Below are 20922 nucleotides of genomic sequence, written 5' to 3'. Positions count from 1 at the left end.
TAGCCGAAGATGCGCCCGGGGCAGCCACAACGGCGGCGACTCGGACATAATCGGGTCATGGACCGATATGAACGCATCAACGCCCTGCATCGTCTGCTGAAGTCCGCCCGTTACCCGGTGACGGTGGCGACCCTGCAGGAAAAACTGGAGTGTTCCCGCGCCACCGTCTACCGCGACCTGGCCTTCCTGCGCGACGCCCTGATGGCGCCGGTGGAGGGCGATGGCGAGGCCGGGTTCCGTTACCAGGACGACGAGAGCGCGCGCTTCGAGCTGCCCGGGCTGTGGCTGAGTTCGGAGGAACTGCATGCGCTGCTGGCCTCCCAGCATCTGCTGTCGCGTACCGGCGGCGGCGTGCTGTCTTCGGTGCTGGCGCCGCTGCAGCAGCGCATCGAAGGACTGCTGGCGGCCCAGGCCGGGGTCTCGACCTGGCCGGTCGACCGGGTCCGGGTGATCCCGCACCGCGGCCGCAAGTTCGACGAAGCCAGCTTCCGCGCGGTGGCCTCGGCGGTGCTGGAGCGCAAGCAGCTGGGCTTTGAGTACCGCGCCCGCTCCACCGATGAGGCGACCAAGCGCACGGTGTCGCCGCAGCGCATGACCCATTACCGCGACAACTGGTACCTGGACGCCTGGGACCACGGCCGCGAGGGCCTGCGCAGCTTCGCGGTGGACCGCATCTACAAGGCGCGGGTGGTCGACACGGCAGCGCGCGATGTGGACGACAGCATCCTGGACGAGCAGCTGGGCGCCAGCTACGGCATCTTCTCCGGCGCCCCCAAGGGCTGGGCCACCATCGTGTTCAGTGCCAAGGCGGCGCGCTGGGTGGCCGACGAGCACTGGCACTCCAAGCAGCAGGGCCGCTTCCTGCCCGATGGCCGCTACGAGCTGAAAGTGCCCTACAGCGTGTCGCGCGAACTGCTGATGGACGTGCTGCATTACGGTTCGGATGCGGAAATCATCGAGCCGGTGATGCTGCGCGAACAGGCCAAGGCGCTGCTGGCGCTGGCGTTGAGCAACTACGAATAACCGCGCCGCGCCGCGCCAAGCGATCCTGACGTGGTGCAGTGACGAACGCATCGCGATGCGTTGCCATCCCGACCCACCAGGCTGTTGCTCCATGCGGCACCCCCTGATGAAATCCAGTCATATCCCCCGATACCGCAAGGGCGGGGGTGTGCGGTATGGTTGGGCGCTATCGCTGCCCCCCGGATACCGCCCCCATGAAGAAGTCCCTGCTGCTCCCGCTGTTCGCCACCGTGCTGGCCCTGGCCGCCTGCGGCAAGCCCAACGCCGATTCGCAGAAGCTGGTGGTGGCCGCCACCGCCGTGCCGCATGCCGAGATCCTGGCCGTGGTCAAGCCGCTGCTGCAGAAGGAAGGCCTGGAGCTGGAGGTGCGCGTGTTCAACGACTACGTGCAGCCCAACGACCAGCTGGTGCAGAAGCAGGTGGACGTCAACTACTTCCAGACCGAGCCCTACCTGGACGCCTACAACCGCGACCGCAAGACCGACCTGGTCAAGGTGATCGGCGTGCATATCGAGCCGTTCGGCGCCTATTCGCGTCGCTTCAAGTCGCTGGACGCGGTGCCGGCGGGTGCCGACGTGGTGATCCCCAACGACCCGAGCAACAACAGCCGCGCGCTGATCCTGCTGCACAAGGCCGGGCTGATCACGCTCAAGGACCCGACCAATGCGTTGGCCACCCAGCGCGACATCACCGCCAACCCGAAGCAGCTGAAGTTCCGCGAGCTGGATTCGGCGATGCTGCCGCGCGTGCTCGACCAGGTCGACCTGGCCCTGATCAACACCAACTACGCGCTCGATGCCGGGCTCAACCCGACCCAGGACGCGCTGGCGATCGAGAGCAAGGATTCGCCGTACGTGAACTTCCTGGTTGCCCGCCCGGACAACCGCGACGATGCGCGCGTGCAGAAGCTGGCCAAGGCGTTGACCAGCCCCGAGGTAAAGGCCTTCATCGCCGAGAAATACAAGGGCGCGGTATTGCCGGCGTTCTGATCGGAACAACGATCCAATCCCGCTGGCGACCATCGGAACCGACGTAGATCCACGCCATGCGTGGAGGCTCTTCGGTCCGATCGTCGTGAAGGCTGGCCGGCCGGCGGCTCCGGTCGGCGTTCAACGTCGTGGGGGCCTGACCGCGGCGTTACGCGGGCAGGCACAGGGGGTCACCCCACGCGGAACCCCATCGTCGCCTGCACCGCCTGCTGCCAGCCGGCGTACAGCGCCTCGCGGCGGTCCACGGCCATCTGCGGGACGAAGCGGCGATCGATCGCCCACTGCTCGGCGATCTCGGCACGGCTGTGCCAGAACCCGGTGGCCAGCCCGGCCAGATAGGCCGCGCCCAGCGCGGTGGTTTCGGCCACCTGCGGGCGCAGCACCGGCACGCCGAGGATGTCGCTCTGGAACTGGGCCATGAAGTCGTTGGCGATCGCCCCGCCGTCGGCGCGCAGCTCCTTCAGCTCGATCCCGGCATCGGCCTGCATCGCCGCCAGCACGTCGCGGGTCTGGTAGGCCATCGATTCCAGCGCGGCGCGGATGAAGTGTTCCTTGCTGGTGCCGCGGGTCAGGCCGAACATCGCCCCGCGCACGTCGCTGCGCCAGTAGGGCGCGCCCAGGCCGACGAAGGCCGGCACCAGGTACACGCCGTCGGTGTCGTGCGCGCGCTCGGCATAGGCCTGGCTGTCGCTGGACTTGCCGAACATGCGCAGCCCGTCGCGCAGCCACTGCACCACCGAGCCGGCCACGAAGATCGAGCCTTCCAGCGCGTACTCGACCTGGCCGTCGATGCCCCAGGCGATGGTGGTCAACAGCCCGTTGCGCGACTGCACCGCCTTGCCGCCGGTGTTCATCAGCATGAAACAGCCGGTGCCATAGGTGTTCTTGGCCATGCCCGGGGCGAAGCAGGCCTGGCCGAACAGGGCGGCCTGCTGGTCGCCGGCGATGCCGGCGATCGGGATCTGCTGGTCGAAGAAGAACTGCGCGCGGGTGCTGGCGTAGACCTCGCTGGAGCTGCGCACCTGCGGCAGCATCGCGCGCGGGATGTTGAACAGCGCCAGCAGTTCGTCGTCCCACTGCAGGGTATGGATGTCGAACAACAAGGTACGCGCGGCATTGCTGAGGTCGGTGACATGCGCCTGGCCGCCGCTGAGGTTCCATACCAGCCAGCTGTCGATGGTGCCGAACAGCAGTTCGCCGCGCTCGGCGCGCGCCTGCGCGCCGTCCACGTGGTCCAGGATCCAACGGATCTTGGTGGCCGAAAAATACGCGTCGATCAGCAACCCGGTGCGGCGCCGGATCAGCGGCTCGTGGCCCTGGGCCTTGAGCTGTTCGCAGATCGCATGGCTTTGCCGCGACTGCCAGACGATCGCGTTGTGGATCGGCTGGCCGGTGGCCTTGTCCCACACCACGGTGGTTTCGCGCTGGTTGGTGATGCCGATCCCGGCGATGCTGCGCGGGTGAACCTGCTCGCGGTTGAGCAGTTCGGTGATGGTGGTATAGACGCTGGTGAGGATTTCGCGCGGATCGTGCTCGACCCAGCCCGGCTGCGGGAAGATCTGGCCGAACTCGCGCTGGGCGCTGCCGGCCACGCGGCCGGCGCGGTCGAACAGGATCGCGCGCGAACTGGTGGTGCCCTGGTCGATGGCGAGGATGTAGCGGTGTTCCATGGCCGTGGTTCCTGGTGTGGGCGCGCCGCGGCACGCCGGGAAGTGCAGTACGGGATCAGCGCGGGCCGCTGCCGGCAGTCTGCCGCAACGCGCGCTGGCGTGCCGGCAGGAACGATGGTCAGGGGGCGGTGTTGGGCAGGGTGCTGGCGCGTGCCTCCAGCCAGCGGGCCAGATGCTGTTGCTGGTCCGCATCCAGCACCAGGCCCAGCTTGGTACGCCGCCACAGCAGGTCGTCGGCGTGCTGTACCCATTCGCAGGTGCACAGGTAGTCGACCTCGGCCTGGTACAGGTCCGCGCCGAAGTGCTCGCCCAGGGCCGGCAGCGCATCGGCGTCGCCAATGATCCGTTCGGCGCGGCAGCCGTAGCTGCCGGCCCAGCGTGCGGCCAGTGCCGGCGGCAGCCACGGCCAGCGTTCGCACAGCCAGGCCTGTACCTGCGCCGGGGTGCCGCGGCTGCCGCCGGGCAGTACCGCGCCGGTGCCGGTCCAGGCCGGTGGGCAGGCGGCGCGGCCGTGCAGCAGCAGGTCCACCGCCTGTTCGGCCAGGCGCCGGTAGGTGGTCAATTTGCCGCCGAATACATTCAGCAGCGGCGCGCCGTCGCTGTCCAGGTCCAGCAGGTAGTCGCGGCTGACCACGCTGGGGTTGGCCTGCGCATCGTCCAGCAGCGGCCGCACTCCGCTGAAACTCCACAGTACGTCGCTGCGCTCGATGTGCCTACCGAAGCTGCGGTTCACCGCCGCGCACAGGTAGTCCACCTGCGCCGCGTCGATGCCGGCCTCGGCCGGATCGCCGTGGAAGTCGACGTCGGTGGTACCGACCAGGGTGAACTGGCGTTCGAACGGGATGGCGAACACGATGCGCCGGTCCGGCTGCTGCAGCAGGTAGGCATGGTCGTGGCCGTACAGCGCCGGCAGCACGATATGGCTGCCCTGCACCAGCCGCAGCGGTACGGCGCGGCTGTGGCTGATACCGTTGCAGAACGCCGCGGCCCAGGGCCCGGTGGCGTTGACCAGGCTGCGTGCATGGACCACGCGCTGGCGCCCCTGCGCATCGCACAGTTCGGCGCTCCAGCCCTGTGCGTCGCGCCAGGCACGGGTGCAGGTGGTGCGTGGCCAGATCCGCGCGCCGCGTTCGGCGGCATCCAGTGCATTGAGCACTACCAGCCGGGCATCGGGCACGCGCGCATCGGTATAGGTGAACCCCAGGCCGCCACTGTCGCGCAGCGGCATGCCGAACGGGTGGCCGTGCAGGCGCAGCGCCCGCGAGCGCGGCAGCGTCCCGCGGCCGAGCAGGTCGTACAGCCACAGGCCCAGCCGGATCATCCAGGCCGGGCGCAGCTGCGGGCTGTGCGGCAGCACGAAGCCCAGCGGGGTGACCAGGTGCGGGGCGATGCGCAGCAGCGTCGCGCGTTCGGCCAGCGAGCGGTGCACCAGCCCGAACTGGCGCTGTTCCAGGTAGCGCAGCCCGCCATGCACCAGCTTGCTGCTGGCGCTGGAGGTATGCGCGGCCAGGTCGTGCTGTTCGCACAGGGCCACCTGCAACCCGCGCCCGGCCGCATCGCGGGCGATGCCCGCGCCATTGATGCCGCCGCCCACGACCAGGAGATCGAGCATGTCCGCACATCCCGTGCCTGCCGATTGGCTGGCCTTGTGGCTGAGCCTAGTCCAGCGACGGTGTCGGTGGTATGTACGGGCCGGGCAATGCCGCGTTGCACGATGCCGAAACGGGACGAAGTGCTGGTTTCGCAAGGGGATGGACGGGCGCCGTCGGTGCCGCACGCGCCGGATGCGTCATCGTCTCCCCGTGCTGCGGCGGCCCACAACGCCAACGGGCCCGCAAGGGGCCCGTTGGGTGATGCATGACAGCGTGTGGCCGGTGCTTAGAAGCGCGCGCCGATGCCGAAGCCGACGGTCCACGGATCCAGCTTGGCCTTGTCGCCGGTCTTGTCGCCGTTGACGGTCAGTTCCGGGCGCGAATGCATGTAGCGGGCATCGGCACGGGCGAACCAGGTGCTGTTGATGTTCATATCCACGCCGACGGTGCCGATGGCGCCCTTGGCGGTTTCCAGGCCGACATGGCCGATGCCGCTGTCCAGCTTCTCGTTGCTGAAGTTGGACTCGTAGTAACCCACGCCGACGAACGGGCGGAATACGTTGTCGGCCTGGCCGAAGTGGTACTGGCCGCTCAGCGCGATCGGCTGCTGCTCGACGCTGCCCAGGCGGTTGCCGTCGGTGCCACGCACGCGGTGGTCGAACTTGTCGGCGGCACCCCACAGTTCCACGGCCCAGTTGTCGTTGATGTAGTAGCTGAAGCTCACGGTCGGCGCCGGGCCGCCGTCGACCTTGCCGATGCCGTCCACCGGGTCGTTCTTCGGCTGCAGCAGCGAGACGCCACCGACCACGGCAAAATGCTTGCCCGAGGCGGTATCGGCGCTGGAGGTGTCCTGCGCGAAGGCGGCCGGGGCAAAGGCCAGCGCGGTCAGGGTGGCCAGGGTCAGGGTATGGATGGAACGCATGGGGGGATCTCCTCAGTATTTTTGTTCTGTGCCCCTTGCGTCGGGGCGAGGCAAACGTAGTCCCCGAAACATGAATCGCATCCGACGCGCGTTAAAATTTAGTTTGTTCCGTTCAGCGACCAGCGTAAAACCGTTGCGGTTGCACGTGCTCAAGGTGGCGGGGACGTTCATGGACTTGTGGGAGATGTGATGGAACAGATGCAGTGCAGCGGGTTTCCCGCGCAGGTGGATACGCAATGCCGGGTGCTGGTATTGGGTTCGATGCCGGGCGTGGCCTCGCTGCAGGCCGCGCAGTACTACGCGCATCCACGCAATCGTTTCTGGCCGTTGATGGCGGCGTTGTGCGGCATCGATGCGACCGAGCCGTACGCGGCGCGGTTGTCGGCACTCAATGCCGCCGGCGTGGGTCTTTGGGATGTGATCGGGCGTTGCCAGCGGCGTGGCAGCCTGGATGCGGCGATCGTGCGTGGCAGTGAAGTGCCCAATGCGTTGCCGGCACTGATCGCGCGGTTGCCGCGGCTGCGTGCGGTGGCCTGCAATGGCGCGACCGCGCACCGCGCCTTCGTGCGATGGGTGGCCCCGGCGCTGGACGCGAGGGGCCGGGCGCTGCCGGTGTGGTCGCTGCCCTCGACCAGCCCGGCCAATGCGGCCTGGCCGCTGCCGCGGCTGCAGCTGGCCTGGCAGCCGGTGGCCGCGGCGCTGCAGGACTGAGCCGTCGAGGCGCGGACAATACGGTACCGACTGGAAAATTCGGCTTGGTACTGACGCAAGCACGAACCCGCCAAGGCCGGACGTGCAACAGCCTGTCCCGGGACAGCGGGTGCGAATTTCGCCCAGCCGGTTGGCGCTGACGCCCGCTGCCCCCACAATAGGCGATTCCCTACACCAGATTGCCGGAGTTATCCCCATGGCCGAAATCAAGGAAGCACTTGTCCCCGATATCGGTGACTACAGCGATATCCCGGTAATCGAGGTGCTGGTCGCCGTTGGTGACACCGTCAAGAAGGACCAGGGCCTGGTCACGCTGGAATCGGACAAGGCCACGATGGAAGTGCCGTCCTCGGTGGCCGGCGTGGTCAAGGAGATCAAGGTCAAGATCGGCGACAACCTGTCCGAGGGCAAGGTGGTGGCGCTGATCGAAGTGGCCGAAGGCGAGGCCAAGCCGGCCGCCGCCGCTGCCCCGGCCCCGGCCGCCAAGGTCGAAACCGCCGAAACCGGTGCCAAGGTCGAGCCGGTCGCCACCGCCGCCCAGCCGGACAAGCTGGCCGAGCGCGAGATCGAGCAGGCCGCGGCCAAGCCGTCCCAGCCGGCCCCGGCCGCTGCAGCGCCGTCGGCCGGTGCGCCGAGCAGCCCGCCGGTGCAGTTCAACGCCGACAGCGTGCTGCCGCAGAAGGTGCCGTACGCCTCGCCGGCGGTGCGCGTGTTCGCGCGCGAGCTGGGCGTTGACCTGAACCAGCTCAGCGGGACCGAGAAGGGCGGCCGCATCACCAAGGGCGACGTGCAGAAGTTCGTCAAGTCCGCGCTGACCGGCGGCGGCGCTGCCGGCGGCGGCACCGTCGCAGCGGGCGGCGGCCTGAACCTGCTGGCCTGGCCGAAGGTGGACTTCAGCAAGTTCGGTGAGGTCGAGGTGCAGCCGCTGTCGCGGATCAAGAAGATCTCCGGCGCGAACCTGGCCCGCAACTGGGCGATGATTCCGCATGTCACCCAGTTCGAGCAGGCCGACATCACCGAGCTGGAAGCCCTGCGCGTGGCGCTCAACAAGGAGAACGAGAAGGCTGGCATCAAGCTGACCATGCTCGCCTTCCTGGTCAAGGCCAGCGCCGCGGCGCTGAAGAAGTTCCCCGAGTTCAACGCCTCGCTGGATGCCAGCGGCGAGAACCTGACCCTGAAGAAGTACTTCAACATCGGCTTTGCCGCCGATACCCCGAGCGGCCTGGTCGTGCCGGTGATCCGCGACGTCGACAAGAAGGGCGTGGTGCAGATCGCGCAGGAATCGGGCGAACTGGCCAAGAAGGCGCGCGACGGCAAGCTGGGCCCGGCCGACATGAGCGGTGGCTGCTTCTCGATCAGCTCGCTGGGCGGGATCGGCGGCACCGCGTTCACCCCGATCGTCAATGCACCCGAAGTGGCCATCCTGGGCGTGTCCAAGTCGTCGATCCAGCCGGTCTGGAACGGCAAGGAATTCGCCCCGAAGCTGATGCTGCCGCTGTCGCTGAGCTACGACCACCGGGTCATCGACGGTGCGCTGGCCGCCCGCTTCACCACCTACCTGTCGCAGGTGCTGGCCGACATGCGGCGCGTGCTGCTGTGAGGCAAGGCCTGGCATTGCAGCCGGGCAGCGCCCTTGTGCGGCCGGGCAGCGCCCGGCTCTGCGCGGTTTTGTTGCTGGCGTTGCTGCCGGTGTCGCAGGCGGGCGCGGCCGAATGCGCGTCCGGTCTGGGGCGTGGTTGGCCGCCGGCGGTGGGCAACTATGGCCAGGCCGTGGAAACCCTGTTCGAAGGCAAGGCACAGCCGGCGCTGTCGCTGGTGACCCTGCCCACCAGTGGCGTGGAAACCGGGGTGGCGCTGCTGCCCGGCACCCAGGAACAGGAATGGACGCTGCGTTACAGCCGCGCCGACAAGCGGGTCTACAACTGGAACAACGGCGCCCGCCAGAGCGGCGTGGAACTGCGCGTGGACCAGCAGCCGGACCAGTACCAGGTCAGCATCCCGGCGGCATTGGCGCAGCGTCTGCTGCGCAGCTGGCAGGCCGCGCTGCAGGCGCAGGTGCCGGCCGACCGCAAGGCGCCGGTGCTTGATGGCGAGGTGTTGTCGTTCCTGGTCGATGGCCAGCGTTACAGCGGCACCCGCCCCGAATGCGGTGCCGGCAGGCTGATGATGAAACAGGTGGCGCTGCTGATCGATGCCAGCGACACCAAGGAAAAGAAGCTCGACCGTCGCTGGCAGGATCTGGACGAGTCGCTCGACGAACTGCAGCAACTGCTTGCCGGCAAGGCCGGCTGAGCACCAGGAGAACAACAATGGCCGCAATTGAAATCAAGGTTCCCGACATCGGCGATTACAGCGGTGTGCCGGTGATCGAACTGCTGGTTGCCGTGGGCGACACGGTGAAGAAGGACCAGGGTCTGGTCACGCTGGAGTCGGACAAGGCCACGCTGGAAGTGCCGTCGTCGGCCGCCGGCGTGGTCAAGGAAATCAAGGTCAAGCTCGGCGACAACCTGTCCGAGGGCGACGTGGTGCTGGTGCTGGAAGCCGAAGGCGAGGCCGCCGCGCCTGCCGCGCCGGCCAAGGCCGAAGCGCCGAAGGCCGAGGCCGCGCCGGGCAGCAAGCCGCCGGTGACCCCCTCGCACCGCGCCCCGGCCGAACCGACCGCGCCGCAGGCGGCGCTGTCGTCGGGCAAGCCGGCCGACATCGAATGCAAGATGGTGGTGCTGGGCGCTGGCCCGGGCGGTTACACCGCCGCGTTCCGCTCGGCCGACCTGGGCGTGGACACCGTGCTGGTCGAGCGCTACGCCAGCCTGGGTGGGGTCTGCCTCAACGTGGGCTGCATTCCGTCCAAGGCGCTGCTGCATGCCGCCGCGGTGATCGATGAAGTGGCCCATGCCGGCGATTTCGGCGTGACCTTCGGCGAGCCGACCATCACCCTGGACAAGCTGCGCGGCTACAAGGAAAAGGTGGTCACCCAGCTGACCAAGGGCCTGGCCGGCATGGCCAAACAGCGCAAGGTGCGCACGGTGCAGGGCGTGGCCACGTTCGTCTCGGCCAACGAGCTGGAGATCGTCGGCGACGACGGCAAGACCCAGCTGCTGCGCTTTGAGCAGTGCATCATCGCCGCCGGTTCGCAGGCGGTGAAGCTGCCGAACTTCCCGTGGGACGATCCGCGCGTGATGGATTCCACCGATGCGCTGGAACTGGCCGATATTCCCGGTTCGCTGCTGGTGGTCGGTGGCGGCATCATCGGTCTGGAAATGGCGACGGTGTATGCGGCGCTGGGCAGCAAGGTCACCGTGGTCGAGTTCATGGACCAGCTGATGCCGGGTGCCGACAAGGACCTGGTCAAGCCGCTGGCCGACCGCCTGAAGAAGCAGGGCGTGGAGGTCCATCTGAAGACCAAGGCGTCGGGCGTGAGCGCGGACAAGAAGGGCATCACGGTGACCTTCCAGGCCGCCGCCGAAGGCGAGAAGCCGGGCCTGGAGCAGGGCACCTTCGACCGCGTGCTGGTCGCCGTCGGCCGTTCGCCGAACGGCAACAAGATCGGCGCCGAGAAGGCCGGCGTGGGCGTCACCGAGCGTGGCTTCATCCCGGTGGACCGGCAGATGCGCACCAACGTGCCGCACATCTTCGCCATCGGCGACATCGTCGGTAACCCGATGCTGGCCCACAAGGCCACCCACGAAGGCAAGCTGGCCGCCGAAGTGGCCTCGGGCGAGAAGAAGGAGTGGGTGGCGCGGGTGATCCCGTCGGTGGCCTACACCAACCCGGAAATCGCCTGGGTGGGCGTGACCGAGACCGAAGCCAAGGCGCAGGGCCTGAAGGTTGGCGTGGCCAAGTTCCCGTGGGCGGCCAGCGGCCGTGCAATCGGCATCGGCCGTACCGAGGGCTTCACCAAGCTGATCTTCGACGAGGACACCCATCGCATCATCGGTGGCGCGATCGTGGGCGTGCACGCCGGCGACCTGCTGGCCGAGATCGGCCTGGCGATCGAGATGGGTGCTGAAGCCGAGGACATCGGCCACACCATCCACGCGCACCCGACCCTGAGCGAATCGGTGGCGATGGCCGCGGAAATCTACGACGGCACGATCACCGATCTGTACATGCCCAAGAAGCGGTAGGTCGCCACCGTTGGCGGTGACACCGATGCAACGAAATGCCCCGGCAATTGCCGGGGCGTTTCGTTTGGGGCGAAAGCCGGGGTTTTGTGGTCGCCGGTATTTCCGTGCGTTGGTCGGCAATGGTATGAAACTCGCAACGGGTAGAGCGGGCCGCTGGCCGGCAACCATCATGGTTTCATGGCGAAGAGCGGCGTCTTACCTCTCCGCGTGGGAGGAGGGCGGGCAGCCCCATGCGGGACACGCCGTGAATACGTCCTTGTAGGCTTGTCGAAAACATCCATGTTTTCGACAGTCCCGCATGGGGCTGCCCGCCCTCCTCTGGATAAACCTCGGTGTGCGGCAGGTAAAACCGGTGGTGCCGGCCGGTGGCCGGCTGATCTTGATCTTCTCTCCGCACCGCGCAACCAAGTTTGCAGAGGGTGCCGGATAGCCCGGTCCGGGACTGTCGAAAACATGGATGTTTTCGCCAAGCCCCCATGGGTAAGGACGCATTGCTTGCGAGGCATGCCTCGCATGCGTCCGAACGCCCAGCCGCCAGCGGCTGGGCCGGACCGCGGAGCGGGGTTTACGGCGTGTCCCGGACCGGGCTATCCGGTACCCTCCCTCTGGTGAAAATGAGGCGCCATGCAGTCGCCGTTGCCGTTGCAACAACGCAACAACGCAACAACCCCGGTCCCAACAAAAACGCGACAACAGGTCACCCTGTTGCCGCGCTCGGAGAGAGGTTGCGCAGGCTTAGAACGAAACGCTGACGCCTGCCACCGGGCCGCTGAATTCCTGCTTCAGGCCGATCGTGCCGTCGCGGCCCTTCTGGTCCACGTCCAGCTTGAAATAGTCGTAGCCGGCGAAGATGCCGAACTTGTCGGTCAGGCTGTATTCCACGATCGCATTGGCGCGGGTCAGGTCGCCCTTGTAGTCGTCGAAGTTGCCCCAGCTGGTGTTGAGGTACTGGCCCTGCAGGTTGATCATCCAGCGATCGGCCGGCTTGAAGGTCATCCGCGCGCCCACCACCGGCGCCACGCCGTCGGCCTTCTCGTCGAGGAACTCGCCCCGGTACAGGTCGCCCACATCGGCATAGGCGTTGGTGCTGACCTTTGCGTACTCGGCACCGAGCTGCAGGCCCAGGTCGAACTTCTCGCCATCCACCACCGAGTAGTCATACACCAGGCTGGCCACCTGGTACTTCAGCTCGCCCTTGACGAAGCTGCCGGCCGGCACGGTCACGCCATCGAAGCTGACCCCTTCGCCGAGCGTCTCGCGGCGCTTCTTGTCGTACTTGAAGTAATCGAAGATCAGGCGCTGGCGGTCGCTGATGCGGAACATGCCGTCCACGCGCGGCTCCCATTCCTTGCCGCCCAGGCCGAAGTCCTCGGAGAAGCCGATATCCTGGCCGCCGACGTTGGTCTGGCCGCGGATGGTGTTGTCCGAATCGACGTTCATCGCCCCCAGGCGCAGAGTGAAGCGGTCATCGCCCTCGGCGGCACTGGCGGTGCTGGCGTGGGTCAGGGCGGCCATGGCCAGTGGCAGGGCGAGCAGGGAAAGCGTCAGGCGCATCGTGGTGTGTCCTTGCAATGATTCGGTGTGCGCCCACTCTGCCCCAATGCGACGTCCACCATTCGTGAACGTATGGTGGACGCACTGTGTACCGTTCATGCGGCCACGGCTACCGGCTGTCCGTCGGCGTGGCGGTTGAAGGCGCCAACCACGTTGTTGGCGACGGCGGCGGCACTGCTGCCCGGTCCGGGGTCCACCTTGCCCGGCAAAGCGGGTGGCCCCGAACCGCGGGGCCACCCGGTACCGGCCTGCGTCCGGGCGCCGACGAGGAGTGAAGGGCAGGCCGATGGATGGGACCGCCGCCTGCGACCAAAGTTCACTATGTTGCACTGCGGCACGCGCGGCGCCCGCCACGACGGGATTGGCCCGCCGGTGGAACGCGCCCGCTGCGGCGATGCAGCAACGTGTGCACATCGGGGATGAACAGGGACCGGTTGTCTCGCAAATTGTCCCGTTGCTATACTTTGGCGGCTCGACGAGGCGTTTGCTTGCGGCCTCGGCCTTTTCTACTTACGACCATGCAGGACATACGTGTGCTGAACTCCGTTGATTCGGGTCGGCGACTGATGCTGCGCGCAGCGGTTTATCCGCTCGCCGCAGTGGCTGTCCTGGCTCTGGCCCTGATGCTGCTGGCCGGGCCGACGTATGCCCTGGGGGCGCTGGCCTCGGGCGTGGCGGTATCCGCCGGTGGCTGGGTGGCCGCGCGCATGGCGCTGGGCGGCGGGGTACAGGCGGCAGGGTCGGCAATGACCCGCCTGATCCTGGCGGTGGTGGCAAAGTGGGTGCTCGTTTTCGGCGTCCTGATGGTGGGGTTCCTGGTCTTCAAGCTGCCTGCATTGGCGCTGCTGGCCGGTATCGCCGTCGGATTGATGTTCCAGGTCCTGGCTCTGGCCAGGCGCTGATCCAATTTATTTAACTCAAGGTTCCGGACACATGGCAGGCGAGGCGCTAACTCCCACCTCCTACATCCAACATCACCTGCACAACCTGACGTTCCATATGCAGGAAGGTGGTTTTTGGGCGATCCACGTCGACACCATGGTGACTTCGGTCCTGATGGGGTTGCTGATGGTGTTCGGCTTCTGGATGGCGACCCGCAAGGCCACCGCCGGCGTGCCGGGCAAGTGGCAGGCGTTCGTCGAGATCTGCCTGGAGTTCGTCGACCGCCAGGCCAAGGACACCTACCACGGCACCAGCAAGCTGGTGACCCCGATCGCGATCACGATCTTCTTCTGGATCCTCCTGATGAACCTCATCAAGATGATCCCGGCCGACTTCATCGCCCTGCCGCTGGAAGCCCTGGGCGTGCCGTACTGGAAGCCGGTCCCCACCGCCGACGTCAATGCCACCCTGGGCATGTCGATCAGCGTGTTCTTCCTGATGCTGTTCTTCGCGCTGCGCTCCAAGGGCCTGGGTGGTTTCACCAAGGAATTCCTGACCGCGCCGTTCGGCAAGTGGATGATGCCGTTCAACCTGATCCTCAACATCGTCGAGTGGCTCAGCAAGCCGATCTCGCTGGCGATGCGACTGTTCGGCAACATGTTCGGCGGCGAAATCGTCTTCCTGCTGATCTGGGTGCTGGGCGGTGCCGGCATTGCCGGTGCCATCGCCGGCGGTGCATTCGGCCTGGGCTGGATGCTGTTCCACCTGCTGGTGATTCCGCTGCAGGCTTTTATCTTCATGATGCTGTCCATCGTGTACCTGAGCCTGTCGGAAGACAGTCACTGAGTTTTCGCTTCACCCTTCATCCGTTTCATTACCCTTAGCAACTTAAGTTCCTGGAGATAACCATGTACTTCGCCGTCCTGACCAACCTCGCCCAAGTCCAGAGCTCCACCGTCCTCGCCGTCGGCATCATGATCGGCCTGGCCGCGCTGGGTGCCGGTCTCGGTCTGGCCATCATGGCCGGTAAGTTCCTGGAATCGGCTGCCCGCCAGCCGGAACTGATTCCGGTCCTGCAGGTCCGCATGTTCATCACCGCCGGCCTGATCGACGCCGCGTTCATCATCTCGGTCGCCGTTGGCCTGCTGCTGGCCTTCGCCAACCCGCTGTCCATCGAGTTCGTCAACCGCCTGCCGGCGATTGCGGGCTGATCCAGCGGTAGCGAAACGATCGGGCGCCGCAGGCGCCTGATCGTGGATGAAGGATCGGAAGCGCCGCCCAGGCTGCGCTTCCACCCTGCCTCGCCACCCCAGATTGAGCGAACCCCATGGATATCGGTTTTACCCTCGTTGCCCAGGCACTGGCTTTTGCCGGTCTGATCTGGATCATCGCGACCAAGATCTGGCCGCCGTTGATGAATGCCATCGAAGAGCGCCAGCAGAAGATCGCTGAAGGCCTCGCCGCTGCCGACCGCAGCCAGAAGGATCTGGCCCAGGCGCAGGAAAAGGTCAACGACGCACTGAAGGAAGCGCGCAGCAAGGCCAACGAGATCATCGACCAGGCCCATGCCCGCGCCAACCAGATCGTTGACGCCGCCAAGAATGAAGCCATCGTCGAAGCGAACCGCCAGAAAGATCTGGCCCACGCTGAAATCGAGGCTGCCGCCAACCGTGCCCGTGAGGAACTGCGCAAGCAGGTCTCCGCGCTGGCCGTGAGCGGTGCCGAAAAGCTGCTCAAGCGCGAAATCGATGCCAACGCCCACAAGGCGCTGCTCGACGAGCTGGCATCGGAGATCTGATCGATGAGCCAGGCCCTCACGCTTGCACGCCCGTATGCCCGCGCCGCGTTCGCGACCGCGCGCGACGAAGGCACGTTCGCGCCGTGGTCGGACGCGCTTGCGTTCTCCGCCCATGTAGCCGCCGACCCGCGCGTGGCGGCCTTGCTGTCGAATCCGGAACTGGACCGTGGCGATGCTGTCGCGTTGCTGGCCCCGGAATCGTCCAGCGAGAGCTTTGGTCGCTTCCTGGCCATCCTGGCCGAAGCGCACCGTCTGCCGCTGCTGCCGGAAATCGCCGGCATGTACACCCAGCTGCGCGCTGAAGCCGAACACGTGGTCAAGGCCACGGTCACCTCGGCCACCGACCTGTCCGCCGCCGAACTGGACGCCATCAAGGCCGCGCTGCGCAAGCGCTTCGGCCGCGAGGTGGACGTGACGACCGCGGTCGATGCGTCGCTGATCGGCGGTGCCGTGATCGACGCTGGCGATGTGGTCATCGATGGCTCGCTCAAAGGCAAGCTGTCGCGCCTGCAGACCGCGCTCGCTAACTGAATTCATTTAACGTCCGGCGTGATCGCCGGCACTAGGACTTGACGATGGCAACCACGCTCAACCCCTCCGAAATCAGCGAACTGATCAAGAACCGCATCGAGAAGGTCAAGCTGGCCGCGGAATCGCGCAACGAAGGCACCGTGACCAGCGTGTCCGACGGCATCGTGCGCATCTTCGGTCTGGCCGACGTGATGCAGGGCGAAATGATCGAACTGCCGAACAACACCTTCGCCCTGGCCCTGAACCTGGAGCGCGACTCGGTCGGCGCCGTGGTCCTGGGTGACTACCAGCAGCTGCGCGAAGGCGACATCGCCAAGACCACCGGGCGAATCCTGGAAGTGCCGGTCGGCCCGGAAATGCTCGGCCGCGTGGTCAACGCGCTGGGCGAGCCGATCGACGGCAAGGGCCCGATCGCCGCCAAGGCCACCGCGCCGGTCGAGCGCGTTGCCCCGGGCGTGATCTGGCGCAAGTCGGTCGACCAGCCGGTGCAGACCGGTTACAAGTCGGTCGACTCGATGATCCCGATCGGCCGCGGCCAGCGCGAGCTGGTCATCGGCGACCGCCAGACCGGCAAGACCGCCCTGGCCATCGATGCGGTGATCAACCAGAAGGCTACCGGCATCAAGTGCGTGTACGTTGCGATCGGCCAGAAGGCCTCGACCGTGGCCAACATCGTGCGCAAGCTGGAAGAAAACGGCGCGCTGGCGCACACCGTGGTGGTCGCTGCGACCGCGTCCGAATCGGCCGCGATGCAGTACATCAGCGCCTACTCGGGCTGCACCATGGGCGAGTACTTCATGGACCGCGGCGAAGACGCGCTGATCGTGTACGACGATCTGTCCAAGCAGGCCGTGGCCTACCGCCAGATCTCGCTGCTGCTCAAGCGCCCGCCGGGCCGCGAAGCCTACCCGGGCGACGTGTTCTACCTGCACTCCCGCCTGCTCGAGCGCGCCGCCCGCGTGTCCGAAGAGTACGTGGAGAAGTTCACCAACGGCGCCGTCAAGGGCAAGACCGGCTCGCTCACCGCGCTGCCGATCATCGAAACCCAGGCCGGCGACGTGTCCGCGTTCGTGCCGACCAACGTGATCTCGATCACCGACGGCCAGATCTTCCTGGAAACCGATCTGTTCAACTCGGGCATCCGCCCGGCCGTGAACGCCGGTATCTCGGTGTCGCGCGTCGGTGGTGCGGCCCAGACCAAGATCATCAAGAAGCTGTCCGGCGGCATCCGTATCTCGCTGGCCCAGTACCGTGAGCTGGCGGCGTTCGCGCAGTTCGCCTCGGACCTGGACGAAGCTACCCGCAAGCAGCTCGAGCGCGGTCAGCGCGTCACCGAACTGATGAAGCAGAAGCAGTACGCCCCGATGTCGATCGCCAACCAGGCGCTGACCATCTATGCGGTCAACGAGGGTTACCTCGACGACGTGCCGGTCAACAAGCTGCTGGCGCTGGAAGAGGGCCTGCACGCCCACTTCGCCAACACCCAGGGCGAACTGATCAGCAAGATCAACGCCACCGGCGGTTGGGACAACGACATCGAAGCGGCCTTCAAGCAGGGCATCTCCGAGTTCAAGACCACCGGCAGCTGGTAAGCCGCATGTAGAGCGGGGCTCTGCCCCGCTGGACGGATTGAAAGCGGGGCACTGCCCCGCTCTACGGGAATAAGAGATGGCAAGCGGACGCGAAATCAAAACCAAGATCAAGAGCGTGCAGAACACCCGCAAGGTGACGCGCGCGCTCGAGATGGTCTCGGCCTCCAAGATCCGCAAGGCGCAGGAGCGGATGAAGACGTCGCGTCCGTATGCGCAGGCGATGAAGCAGGTGATCGGTCACCTGGCCCAGGCCAGCACCGACTACCAGCATCCGTTCCTGGTCCAGCGCGACGAGGTCAAGCGGGTTGGTTACATCGTGATCTCCTCCGACCGCGGCCTGGCCGGCGGTCTGAACAACAACCTGTTCCGCAAGATGCTGGGCGAAGTCCGCCAGTACCAGGAAAAGGGCGCGGAGGTCGACGTGGTGACCATCGGCCAGAAGGCATCGACCTTCTTCCGCCGGATCAAGCTCAACATGGTCGGCAGCGTCACCCACATGGGCGATGTGCCGCACCTGGAACAGCTGATCGGCGTGATCAAGGTGATGCTCGATGCGTTCACCGAGGGCAAGGTCGACCGCGTCTACCTGGTCTACAACCGCTTCATCAACACGATGACGCAGAAGGCCAGCTTCGACCAGCTGCTGCCGTTGCCGGCCGCTGAGAAGCAGATCGCGCACCACGACTGGGACTACCTGTACGAACCCGACGCCGCGACCGTGCTGGAGCACGTGATGACGCGTTACGTCGAGTCGCTGGTGTACCAGGCGGTTCTGGAAAACGTCGCGTCCGAGCATGCAGCCCGCATGGTCGCGATGAAGTCGGCAAGCGACAACGCGAACAAGCTGATCGGAACCCTGCAGCTGGTCTACAACAAGGCCCGGCAGGCAGCGATCACCCAGGAAATCTCCGAAATCGTCGGCGGCGCGGCAGCAGTCTGACGCGCACAGTCAAAGCACACATTAGAGGATTGCAGCAATGAGTCAGGGCAAGATCGTTCAGATCATCGGCGCCGTCGTCGACGTCGAATTCCCCCGCGAGTCGGTGCCGAAGGTGTACCACGCGCTGAAGGTGGACAACACCGAAATCACGCTGGAAGTGCAGCAGCAGCTCGGTGACGGCGTGGTCCGTTGCATCGCGCTGGGCTCCACCGACGGCCTGAAGCGCAACCTGGTTGCCACCAACACCGAGCGCGCCATCTCGGTGCCGGTCGGCGCCGGTACGCTGGGCCGCATCATGGACGTGCTGGGTCGCCCGATCGACGAAGCCGGTCCGGTCACCGCCAGCGACACCTGGGAAATCCACCGTGCCGCCCCGTCGTACGAAGACCAGTCCCCGGCCACCGAGCTGCTGGAAACCGGCATCAAGGTGATCGACCTGATGTGCCCGTTCGCCAAGGGTGGCAAGGTCGGCCTGTTCGGCGGCGCCGGCGTCGGCAAGACCGTCAACATGATGGAGCTGATCAACAACATCGCCAAGGCGCACAGCGGCCTGTCGGTGTTCGCCGGCGTGGGCGAGCGTACCCGTGAGGGCAACGACTTCTACCACGAGATGAAGGACTCCAACGTCCTGGACAAGGTCGCGATGGTGTACGGCCAGATGAACGAGCCGCCGGGCAACCGTCTGCGCGTGGCGCTGACCGGCCTGACCATGGCCGAGTACTTCCGCGACGAGAAGGATGAGAACGGCAAGGGCAAGGACGTGCTGCTGTTCGTGGACAACATCTACCGCTACACCCTGGCCGGTACCGAAGTGTCGGCACTGCTGGGCCGCATGCCGTCGGCCGTGGGCTACCAGCCGACCCTGGCCGAGGAAATGGGCGTCCTGCAGGAGCGCATCACCTCGACCAAGAATGGCTCGATCACCTCGATCCAGGCCGTCTACGTGCCGGCCGATGACTTGACCGATCCGTCGCCGGCGACCACCTTCGCCCATCTGGATTCGACCGTGACCCTGTCGCGTTCGATCGCCTCGCTGGGTATCTACCCGGCGGTGGATCCGCTGGATTCGACCAGCCGCCAGATGGATCCGCTGGTGATCGGCCACGAGCATTACGACACCGCCCAGCGCGTCCAGCAGACCTTGCAGAAGTACAAGGAACTGAAGGACATCATCGCCATCCTGGGCATGGACGAACTGTCCGAAGAAGACAAGCAGGCCGTGACCCGCGCCCGCAAGATCGAGCGTTTCTTCAGCCAGCCGTTCCACGTGGCCGAAGTGTTCACCGGCTCGCCGGGCAAGTACGTGTCGCTGAAGGACACCATCCGTGGCTTCAAGGCCATCGTCGATGGCGAGTACGACCACCTGCCGGAACAGGCGTTCTACATGGTCGGCAGCATCGAAGAAGCGGTCGAGAAGGCCAAGAAGATGGCCGAGAAGGCCTGATGCGGCGGGGACGGGCACCCGCCCGTCCCGACCGTGACACGGGGTGGGCCTGCGCCCACCGCTGCGGAATACCTGCGGTGGGCTCTGCCCGCCCCTTAGCGAAGAGAGTTACATGAGCACCATTCGTTGCGACATCGTCAGCGCCGAGCAGGAAATCTTCCGTGGTGAGGCGACCCTGGTCGTGGCCACCGGCGAGCTGGGCGAGCTGGGCATCGCGCCCAAGCACGCGCCACTGATCACCCGCCTGAAGCCGGGCAAGGTGGTGGTGACCACGCCGAGCGGCGAGCAGCTGGATTTCGCCATTTCCGGCGGCATCCTCGAGGTGCAGCCGCAGGTGGTCACCGTGCTGGCCGACACCGCGATCCGCGCCCAGGACATCGACGAAGCGTCGGTGCGCAAGGCCAAGGAAGAAGCCGAGCGCATGCTGGCCAACCGCGGTGAAGCGATCGACGTGGCCGAGGCGCAGCAGAAGCTGGCCGAGGCGGTGGTCCAGCTGCAGGCGCTGGAGCGCCTGCGCAAGACCCTCAAGCACTGAGGGCACCAACGGTAATACCCGACGACGCCGGCATGATGCCGGCGTTGTTGTTTGTGCCCGCCGCCGCGATGGGATGGCCGCCGCGGCAGGCGGCGCCCCGGCAGGCAATCAGCCGTTGGGGATGACGGTGCCGATCTTTGATGCTATGAAGTGCACTGCCCACCATGCACCCGGACGTGCGCGGCCGGAATTGTCCATGCAGGCATCCAGTACCACCCACCGTTCAACAAAGGACTATCCATGTACAACAAGGCGTTGATTCTCGCAGTGGTTCTCACCGGCCTGGCCGGTTGTGGCAAGAAGGAAGAGGCGGCGGCCCCGGCAGCGGCGGCAACCCCGGCAGCGACCGCGCCGGCAGCGGTAGCCGACGCCCCGGCGACCGCGGGCCTTCCGCAGGTCTGCGAAGCCTATCTGGCGCGCGCGAAGGCCTGCTTCGACAAGTCCAACCCGCAGGTTGCCGCGGCCTTCCAGCAGGGCGTGGACCAGGCCAAGGCCCAGTGGGCCGCCATGGACGACAAGGCGGCGCTGGAGGCCGGCTGCACCGCCGCCAATACCCAGTTCACCCAGGTGGTCGCCTCGCTGAAGTGCGAGTAAGTTGATGGCGTCCGGGCGCCT

The 20922-nt window shown here is 66.4% G+C and carries 20 protein-coding genes; 16 read left to right on the top strand and 4 right to left on the bottom strand.

Annotated elements, in window-relative coordinates:
- Positions 1 to 57 precede the first annotated feature (57 nt).
- Positions 58 to 1023, top strand: a complete 966-nt coding sequence (locus AC3ITM_RS16515; RefSeq protein ID WP_228885285.1) for a helix-turn-helix transcriptional regulator — start codon at positions 58 to 60, stop codon at positions 1021 to 1023.
- Between the two features lie 194 nt (positions 1024 to 1217).
- Positions 1218 to 2012: a MetQ/NlpA family ABC transporter substrate-binding protein gene (locus AC3ITM_RS16510; protein ID WP_228885286.1), complete on the top strand. Its 795-nt coding sequence runs from the start codon at positions 1218 to 1220 to the stop codon at positions 2010 to 2012.
- 170 nt (positions 2013 to 2182) lie between these two features.
- Here the strand turns inward: AC3ITM_RS16510 and glpK are convergent, their stop codons facing one another.
- From glpK to AC3ITM_RS16495, 3 genes are all read right to left on the bottom strand, one after another.
- Entirely contained in the window at positions 2183 to 3682 is a 1500-nt protein-coding gene (gene glpK / locus AC3ITM_RS16505) for a glycerol kinase GlpK (RefSeq protein ID WP_489266556.1), read from the bottom strand.
- Positions 3683 to 3800: 118 nt separating this feature from the next.
- Positions 3801 to 5294, bottom strand: a complete 1494-nt coding sequence (glpD, locus tag AC3ITM_RS16500; protein WP_489266554.1) for a glycerol-3-phosphate dehydrogenase — start codon at positions 5292 to 5294, stop codon at positions 3801 to 3803.
- 266 nt (positions 5295 to 5560) lie between these two features.
- Positions 5561 to 6196 (bottom strand): OmpW/AlkL family protein, encoded by a 636-nt coding sequence (locus AC3ITM_RS16495; RefSeq protein ID WP_489266553.1) that lies wholly within the window; start codon positions 6194 to 6196, stop codon positions 5561 to 5563.
- 189 nt (positions 6197 to 6385) lie between these two features.
- Between AC3ITM_RS16495 and AC3ITM_RS16490 the strand changes: the two genes are divergently transcribed.
- The 4 genes from AC3ITM_RS16490 (at position 6386) to lpdA (ending at position 11031) form a co-directional block, all read left to right on the top strand.
- Complete coding sequence (locus AC3ITM_RS16490) at positions 6386 to 6907, top strand: DNA-deoxyinosine glycosylase (RefSeq protein ID WP_489266551.1); 522 nt, start codon at positions 6386 to 6388, stop codon at positions 6905 to 6907.
- A 196-nt stretch (positions 6908 to 7103) separates the two neighbouring features.
- Positions 7104 to 8507: a dihydrolipoyllysine-residue acetyltransferase gene (aceF, locus tag AC3ITM_RS16485; RefSeq protein ID WP_489266549.1), complete on the top strand. Its 1404-nt coding sequence runs from the start codon at positions 7104 to 7106 to the stop codon at positions 8505 to 8507.
- A 35-nt stretch (positions 8508 to 8542) separates the two neighbouring features.
- Positions 8543 to 9199 (top strand): hypothetical protein, encoded by a 657-nt coding sequence (locus AC3ITM_RS16480; protein ID WP_489270126.1) that lies wholly within the window; start codon positions 8543 to 8545, stop codon positions 9197 to 9199.
- Between the two features lie 17 nt (positions 9200 to 9216).
- On the top strand, positions 9217 to 11031 hold the full coding sequence (gene lpdA, locus AC3ITM_RS16475) for a dihydrolipoyl dehydrogenase (protein WP_489266547.1): 1815 nt from the start codon (positions 9217 to 9219) through the stop codon (positions 11029 to 11031).
- Positions 11032 to 11766: 735 nt separating this feature from the next.
- Here lpdA and AC3ITM_RS16470 read toward each other — a convergent pair.
- Positions 11767 to 12585 carry a hypothetical protein gene (locus tag AC3ITM_RS16470; protein ID WP_489266546.1) on the bottom strand — a complete coding sequence of 273 codons (819 nt, stop codon included), beginning with the start codon at positions 12583 to 12585 and terminating at the stop codon, positions 11767 to 11769.
- Positions 12586 to 13118: 533 nt separating this feature from the next.
- Between AC3ITM_RS16470 and AC3ITM_RS16465 the strand changes: the two genes are divergently transcribed.
- The 10 genes from AC3ITM_RS16465 to AC3ITM_RS16420 all read left to right on the top strand — a co-directional run bounded on the left by AC3ITM_RS16465 (position 13119) and on the right by AC3ITM_RS16420 (position 20901).
- Entirely contained in the window at positions 13119 to 13487 is a 369-nt protein-coding gene (locus AC3ITM_RS16465; RefSeq protein ID WP_228885294.1) for a hypothetical protein, read from the top strand.
- 31 nt (positions 13488 to 13518) lie between these two features.
- Positions 13519 to 14313: a F0F1 ATP synthase subunit A gene (gene atpB, locus AC3ITM_RS16460; protein ID WP_228885295.1), complete on the top strand. Its 795-nt coding sequence runs from the start codon at positions 13519 to 13521 to the stop codon at positions 14311 to 14313.
- Between the two features lie 62 nt (positions 14314 to 14375).
- Positions 14376 to 14678: a F0F1 ATP synthase subunit C gene (atpE, locus tag AC3ITM_RS16455; protein WP_228885296.1), complete on the top strand. Its 303-nt coding sequence runs from the start codon at positions 14376 to 14378 to the stop codon at positions 14676 to 14678.
- Positions 14679 to 14794: 116 nt separating this feature from the next.
- The gene (locus AC3ITM_RS16450; protein WP_228885297.1) at positions 14795 to 15265 is read left to right on the top strand and encodes a F0F1 ATP synthase subunit B; all 471 of its coding nucleotides are present in this window, start codon (positions 14795 to 14797) and stop codon (positions 15263 to 15265) included.
- Between the two features lie 3 nt (positions 15266 to 15268).
- Positions 15269 to 15796 carry a F0F1 ATP synthase subunit delta gene (locus AC3ITM_RS16445; protein ID WP_228885298.1) on the top strand — a complete coding sequence of 176 codons (528 nt, stop codon included), beginning with the start codon at positions 15269 to 15271 and terminating at the stop codon, positions 15794 to 15796.
- 44 nt (positions 15797 to 15840) lie between these two features.
- On the top strand, positions 15841 to 17388 hold the full coding sequence (gene atpA / locus AC3ITM_RS16440; RefSeq protein WP_228885299.1) for a F0F1 ATP synthase subunit alpha: 1548 nt from the start codon (positions 15841 to 15843) through the stop codon (positions 17386 to 17388).
- Between the two features lie 76 nt (positions 17389 to 17464).
- Entirely contained in the window at positions 17465 to 18328 is an 864-nt protein-coding gene (gene atpG, locus AC3ITM_RS16435) for a F0F1 ATP synthase subunit gamma (protein ID WP_228885300.1), read from the top strand.
- A 37-nt stretch (positions 18329 to 18365) separates the two neighbouring features.
- Positions 18366 to 19772: a F0F1 ATP synthase subunit beta gene (gene atpD / locus AC3ITM_RS16430; protein ID WP_121040078.1), complete on the top strand. Its 1407-nt coding sequence runs from the start codon at positions 18366 to 18368 to the stop codon at positions 19770 to 19772.
- 112 nt (positions 19773 to 19884) lie between these two features.
- Positions 19885 to 20307, top strand: coding sequence for a F0F1 ATP synthase subunit epsilon (locus AC3ITM_RS16425; protein ID WP_228885302.1), 423 nt, complete (start codon positions 19885 to 19887; stop codon positions 20305 to 20307).
- Between the two features lie 240 nt (positions 20308 to 20547).
- A complete protein-coding gene (locus AC3ITM_RS16420) occupies positions 20548 to 20901 on the top strand; it encodes a hypothetical protein (protein WP_489266541.1) in 354 nt (117 codons plus the stop codon).
- The last annotated feature ends 21 nt before the right edge of the window (positions 20902 to 20922 follow it).

The organism is Stenotrophomonas sp. KH_029 (genome assembly GCF_057839765.1).
The sequence above is the reverse complement of the archived record's forward strand: the minus strand, read 5'-3'. Positions and strand labels throughout refer to the sequence as shown.

Coding starts and splice junctions, on each gene's coding strand:
- AC3ITM_RS16515 (WP_228885285.1), top strand. CDS start 58: ATGGACCGATATGAACGCATCAACGCCCTGCATCGTCTGCTGAAGTCC.
- AC3ITM_RS16510 (WP_228885286.1), top strand. CDS start 1,218: ATGAAGAAGTCCCTGCTGCTCCCGCTGTTCGCCACCGTGCTGGCCCTG.
- glpK (WP_489266556.1), bottom strand. CDS start 3,682: ATGGAACACCGCTACATCCTCGCCATCGACCAGGGCACCACCAGTTCG.
- glpD (WP_489266554.1), bottom strand. CDS start 5,294: ATGCTCGATCTCCTGGTCGTGGGCGGCGGCATCAATGGCGCGGGCATC.
- AC3ITM_RS16495 (WP_489266553.1), bottom strand. CDS start 6,196: ATGCGTTCCATCCATACCCTGACCCTGGCCACCCTGACCGCGCTGGCC.
- AC3ITM_RS16490 (WP_489266551.1), top strand. CDS start 6,386: ATGGAACAGATGCAGTGCAGCGGGTTTCCCGCGCAGGTGGATACGCAA.
- aceF (WP_489266549.1), top strand. CDS start 7,104: ATGGCCGAAATCAAGGAAGCACTTGTCCCCGATATCGGTGACTACAGC.
- lpdA (WP_489266547.1), top strand. CDS start 9,217: ATGGCCGCAATTGAAATCAAGGTTCCCGACATCGGCGATTACAGCGGT.
- AC3ITM_RS16470 (WP_489266546.1), bottom strand. CDS start 12,585: ATGCGCCTGACGCTTTCCCTGCTCGCCCTGCCACTGGCCATGGCCGCC.
- atpB (WP_228885295.1), top strand. CDS start 13,519: ATGGCAGGCGAGGCGCTAACTCCCACCTCCTACATCCAACATCACCTG.
- atpE (WP_228885296.1), top strand. CDS start 14,376: ATGTACTTCGCCGTCCTGACCAACCTCGCCCAAGTCCAGAGCTCCACC.
- AC3ITM_RS16450 (WP_228885297.1), top strand. CDS start 14,795: ATGGATATCGGTTTTACCCTCGTTGCCCAGGCACTGGCTTTTGCCGGT.
- AC3ITM_RS16445 (WP_228885298.1), top strand. CDS start 15,269: ATGAGCCAGGCCCTCACGCTTGCACGCCCGTATGCCCGCGCCGCGTTC.
- atpA (WP_228885299.1), top strand. CDS start 15,841: ATGGCAACCACGCTCAACCCCTCCGAAATCAGCGAACTGATCAAGAAC.
- atpG (WP_228885300.1), top strand. CDS start 17,465: ATGGCAAGCGGACGCGAAATCAAAACCAAGATCAAGAGCGTGCAGAAC.
- atpD (WP_121040078.1), top strand. CDS start 18,366: ATGAGTCAGGGCAAGATCGTTCAGATCATCGGCGCCGTCGTCGACGTC.
- AC3ITM_RS16425 (WP_228885302.1), top strand. CDS start 19,885: ATGAGCACCATTCGTTGCGACATCGTCAGCGCCGAGCAGGAAATCTTC.
- AC3ITM_RS16420 (WP_489266541.1), top strand. CDS start 20,548: ATGTACAACAAGGCGTTGATTCTCGCAGTGGTTCTCACCGGCCTGGCC.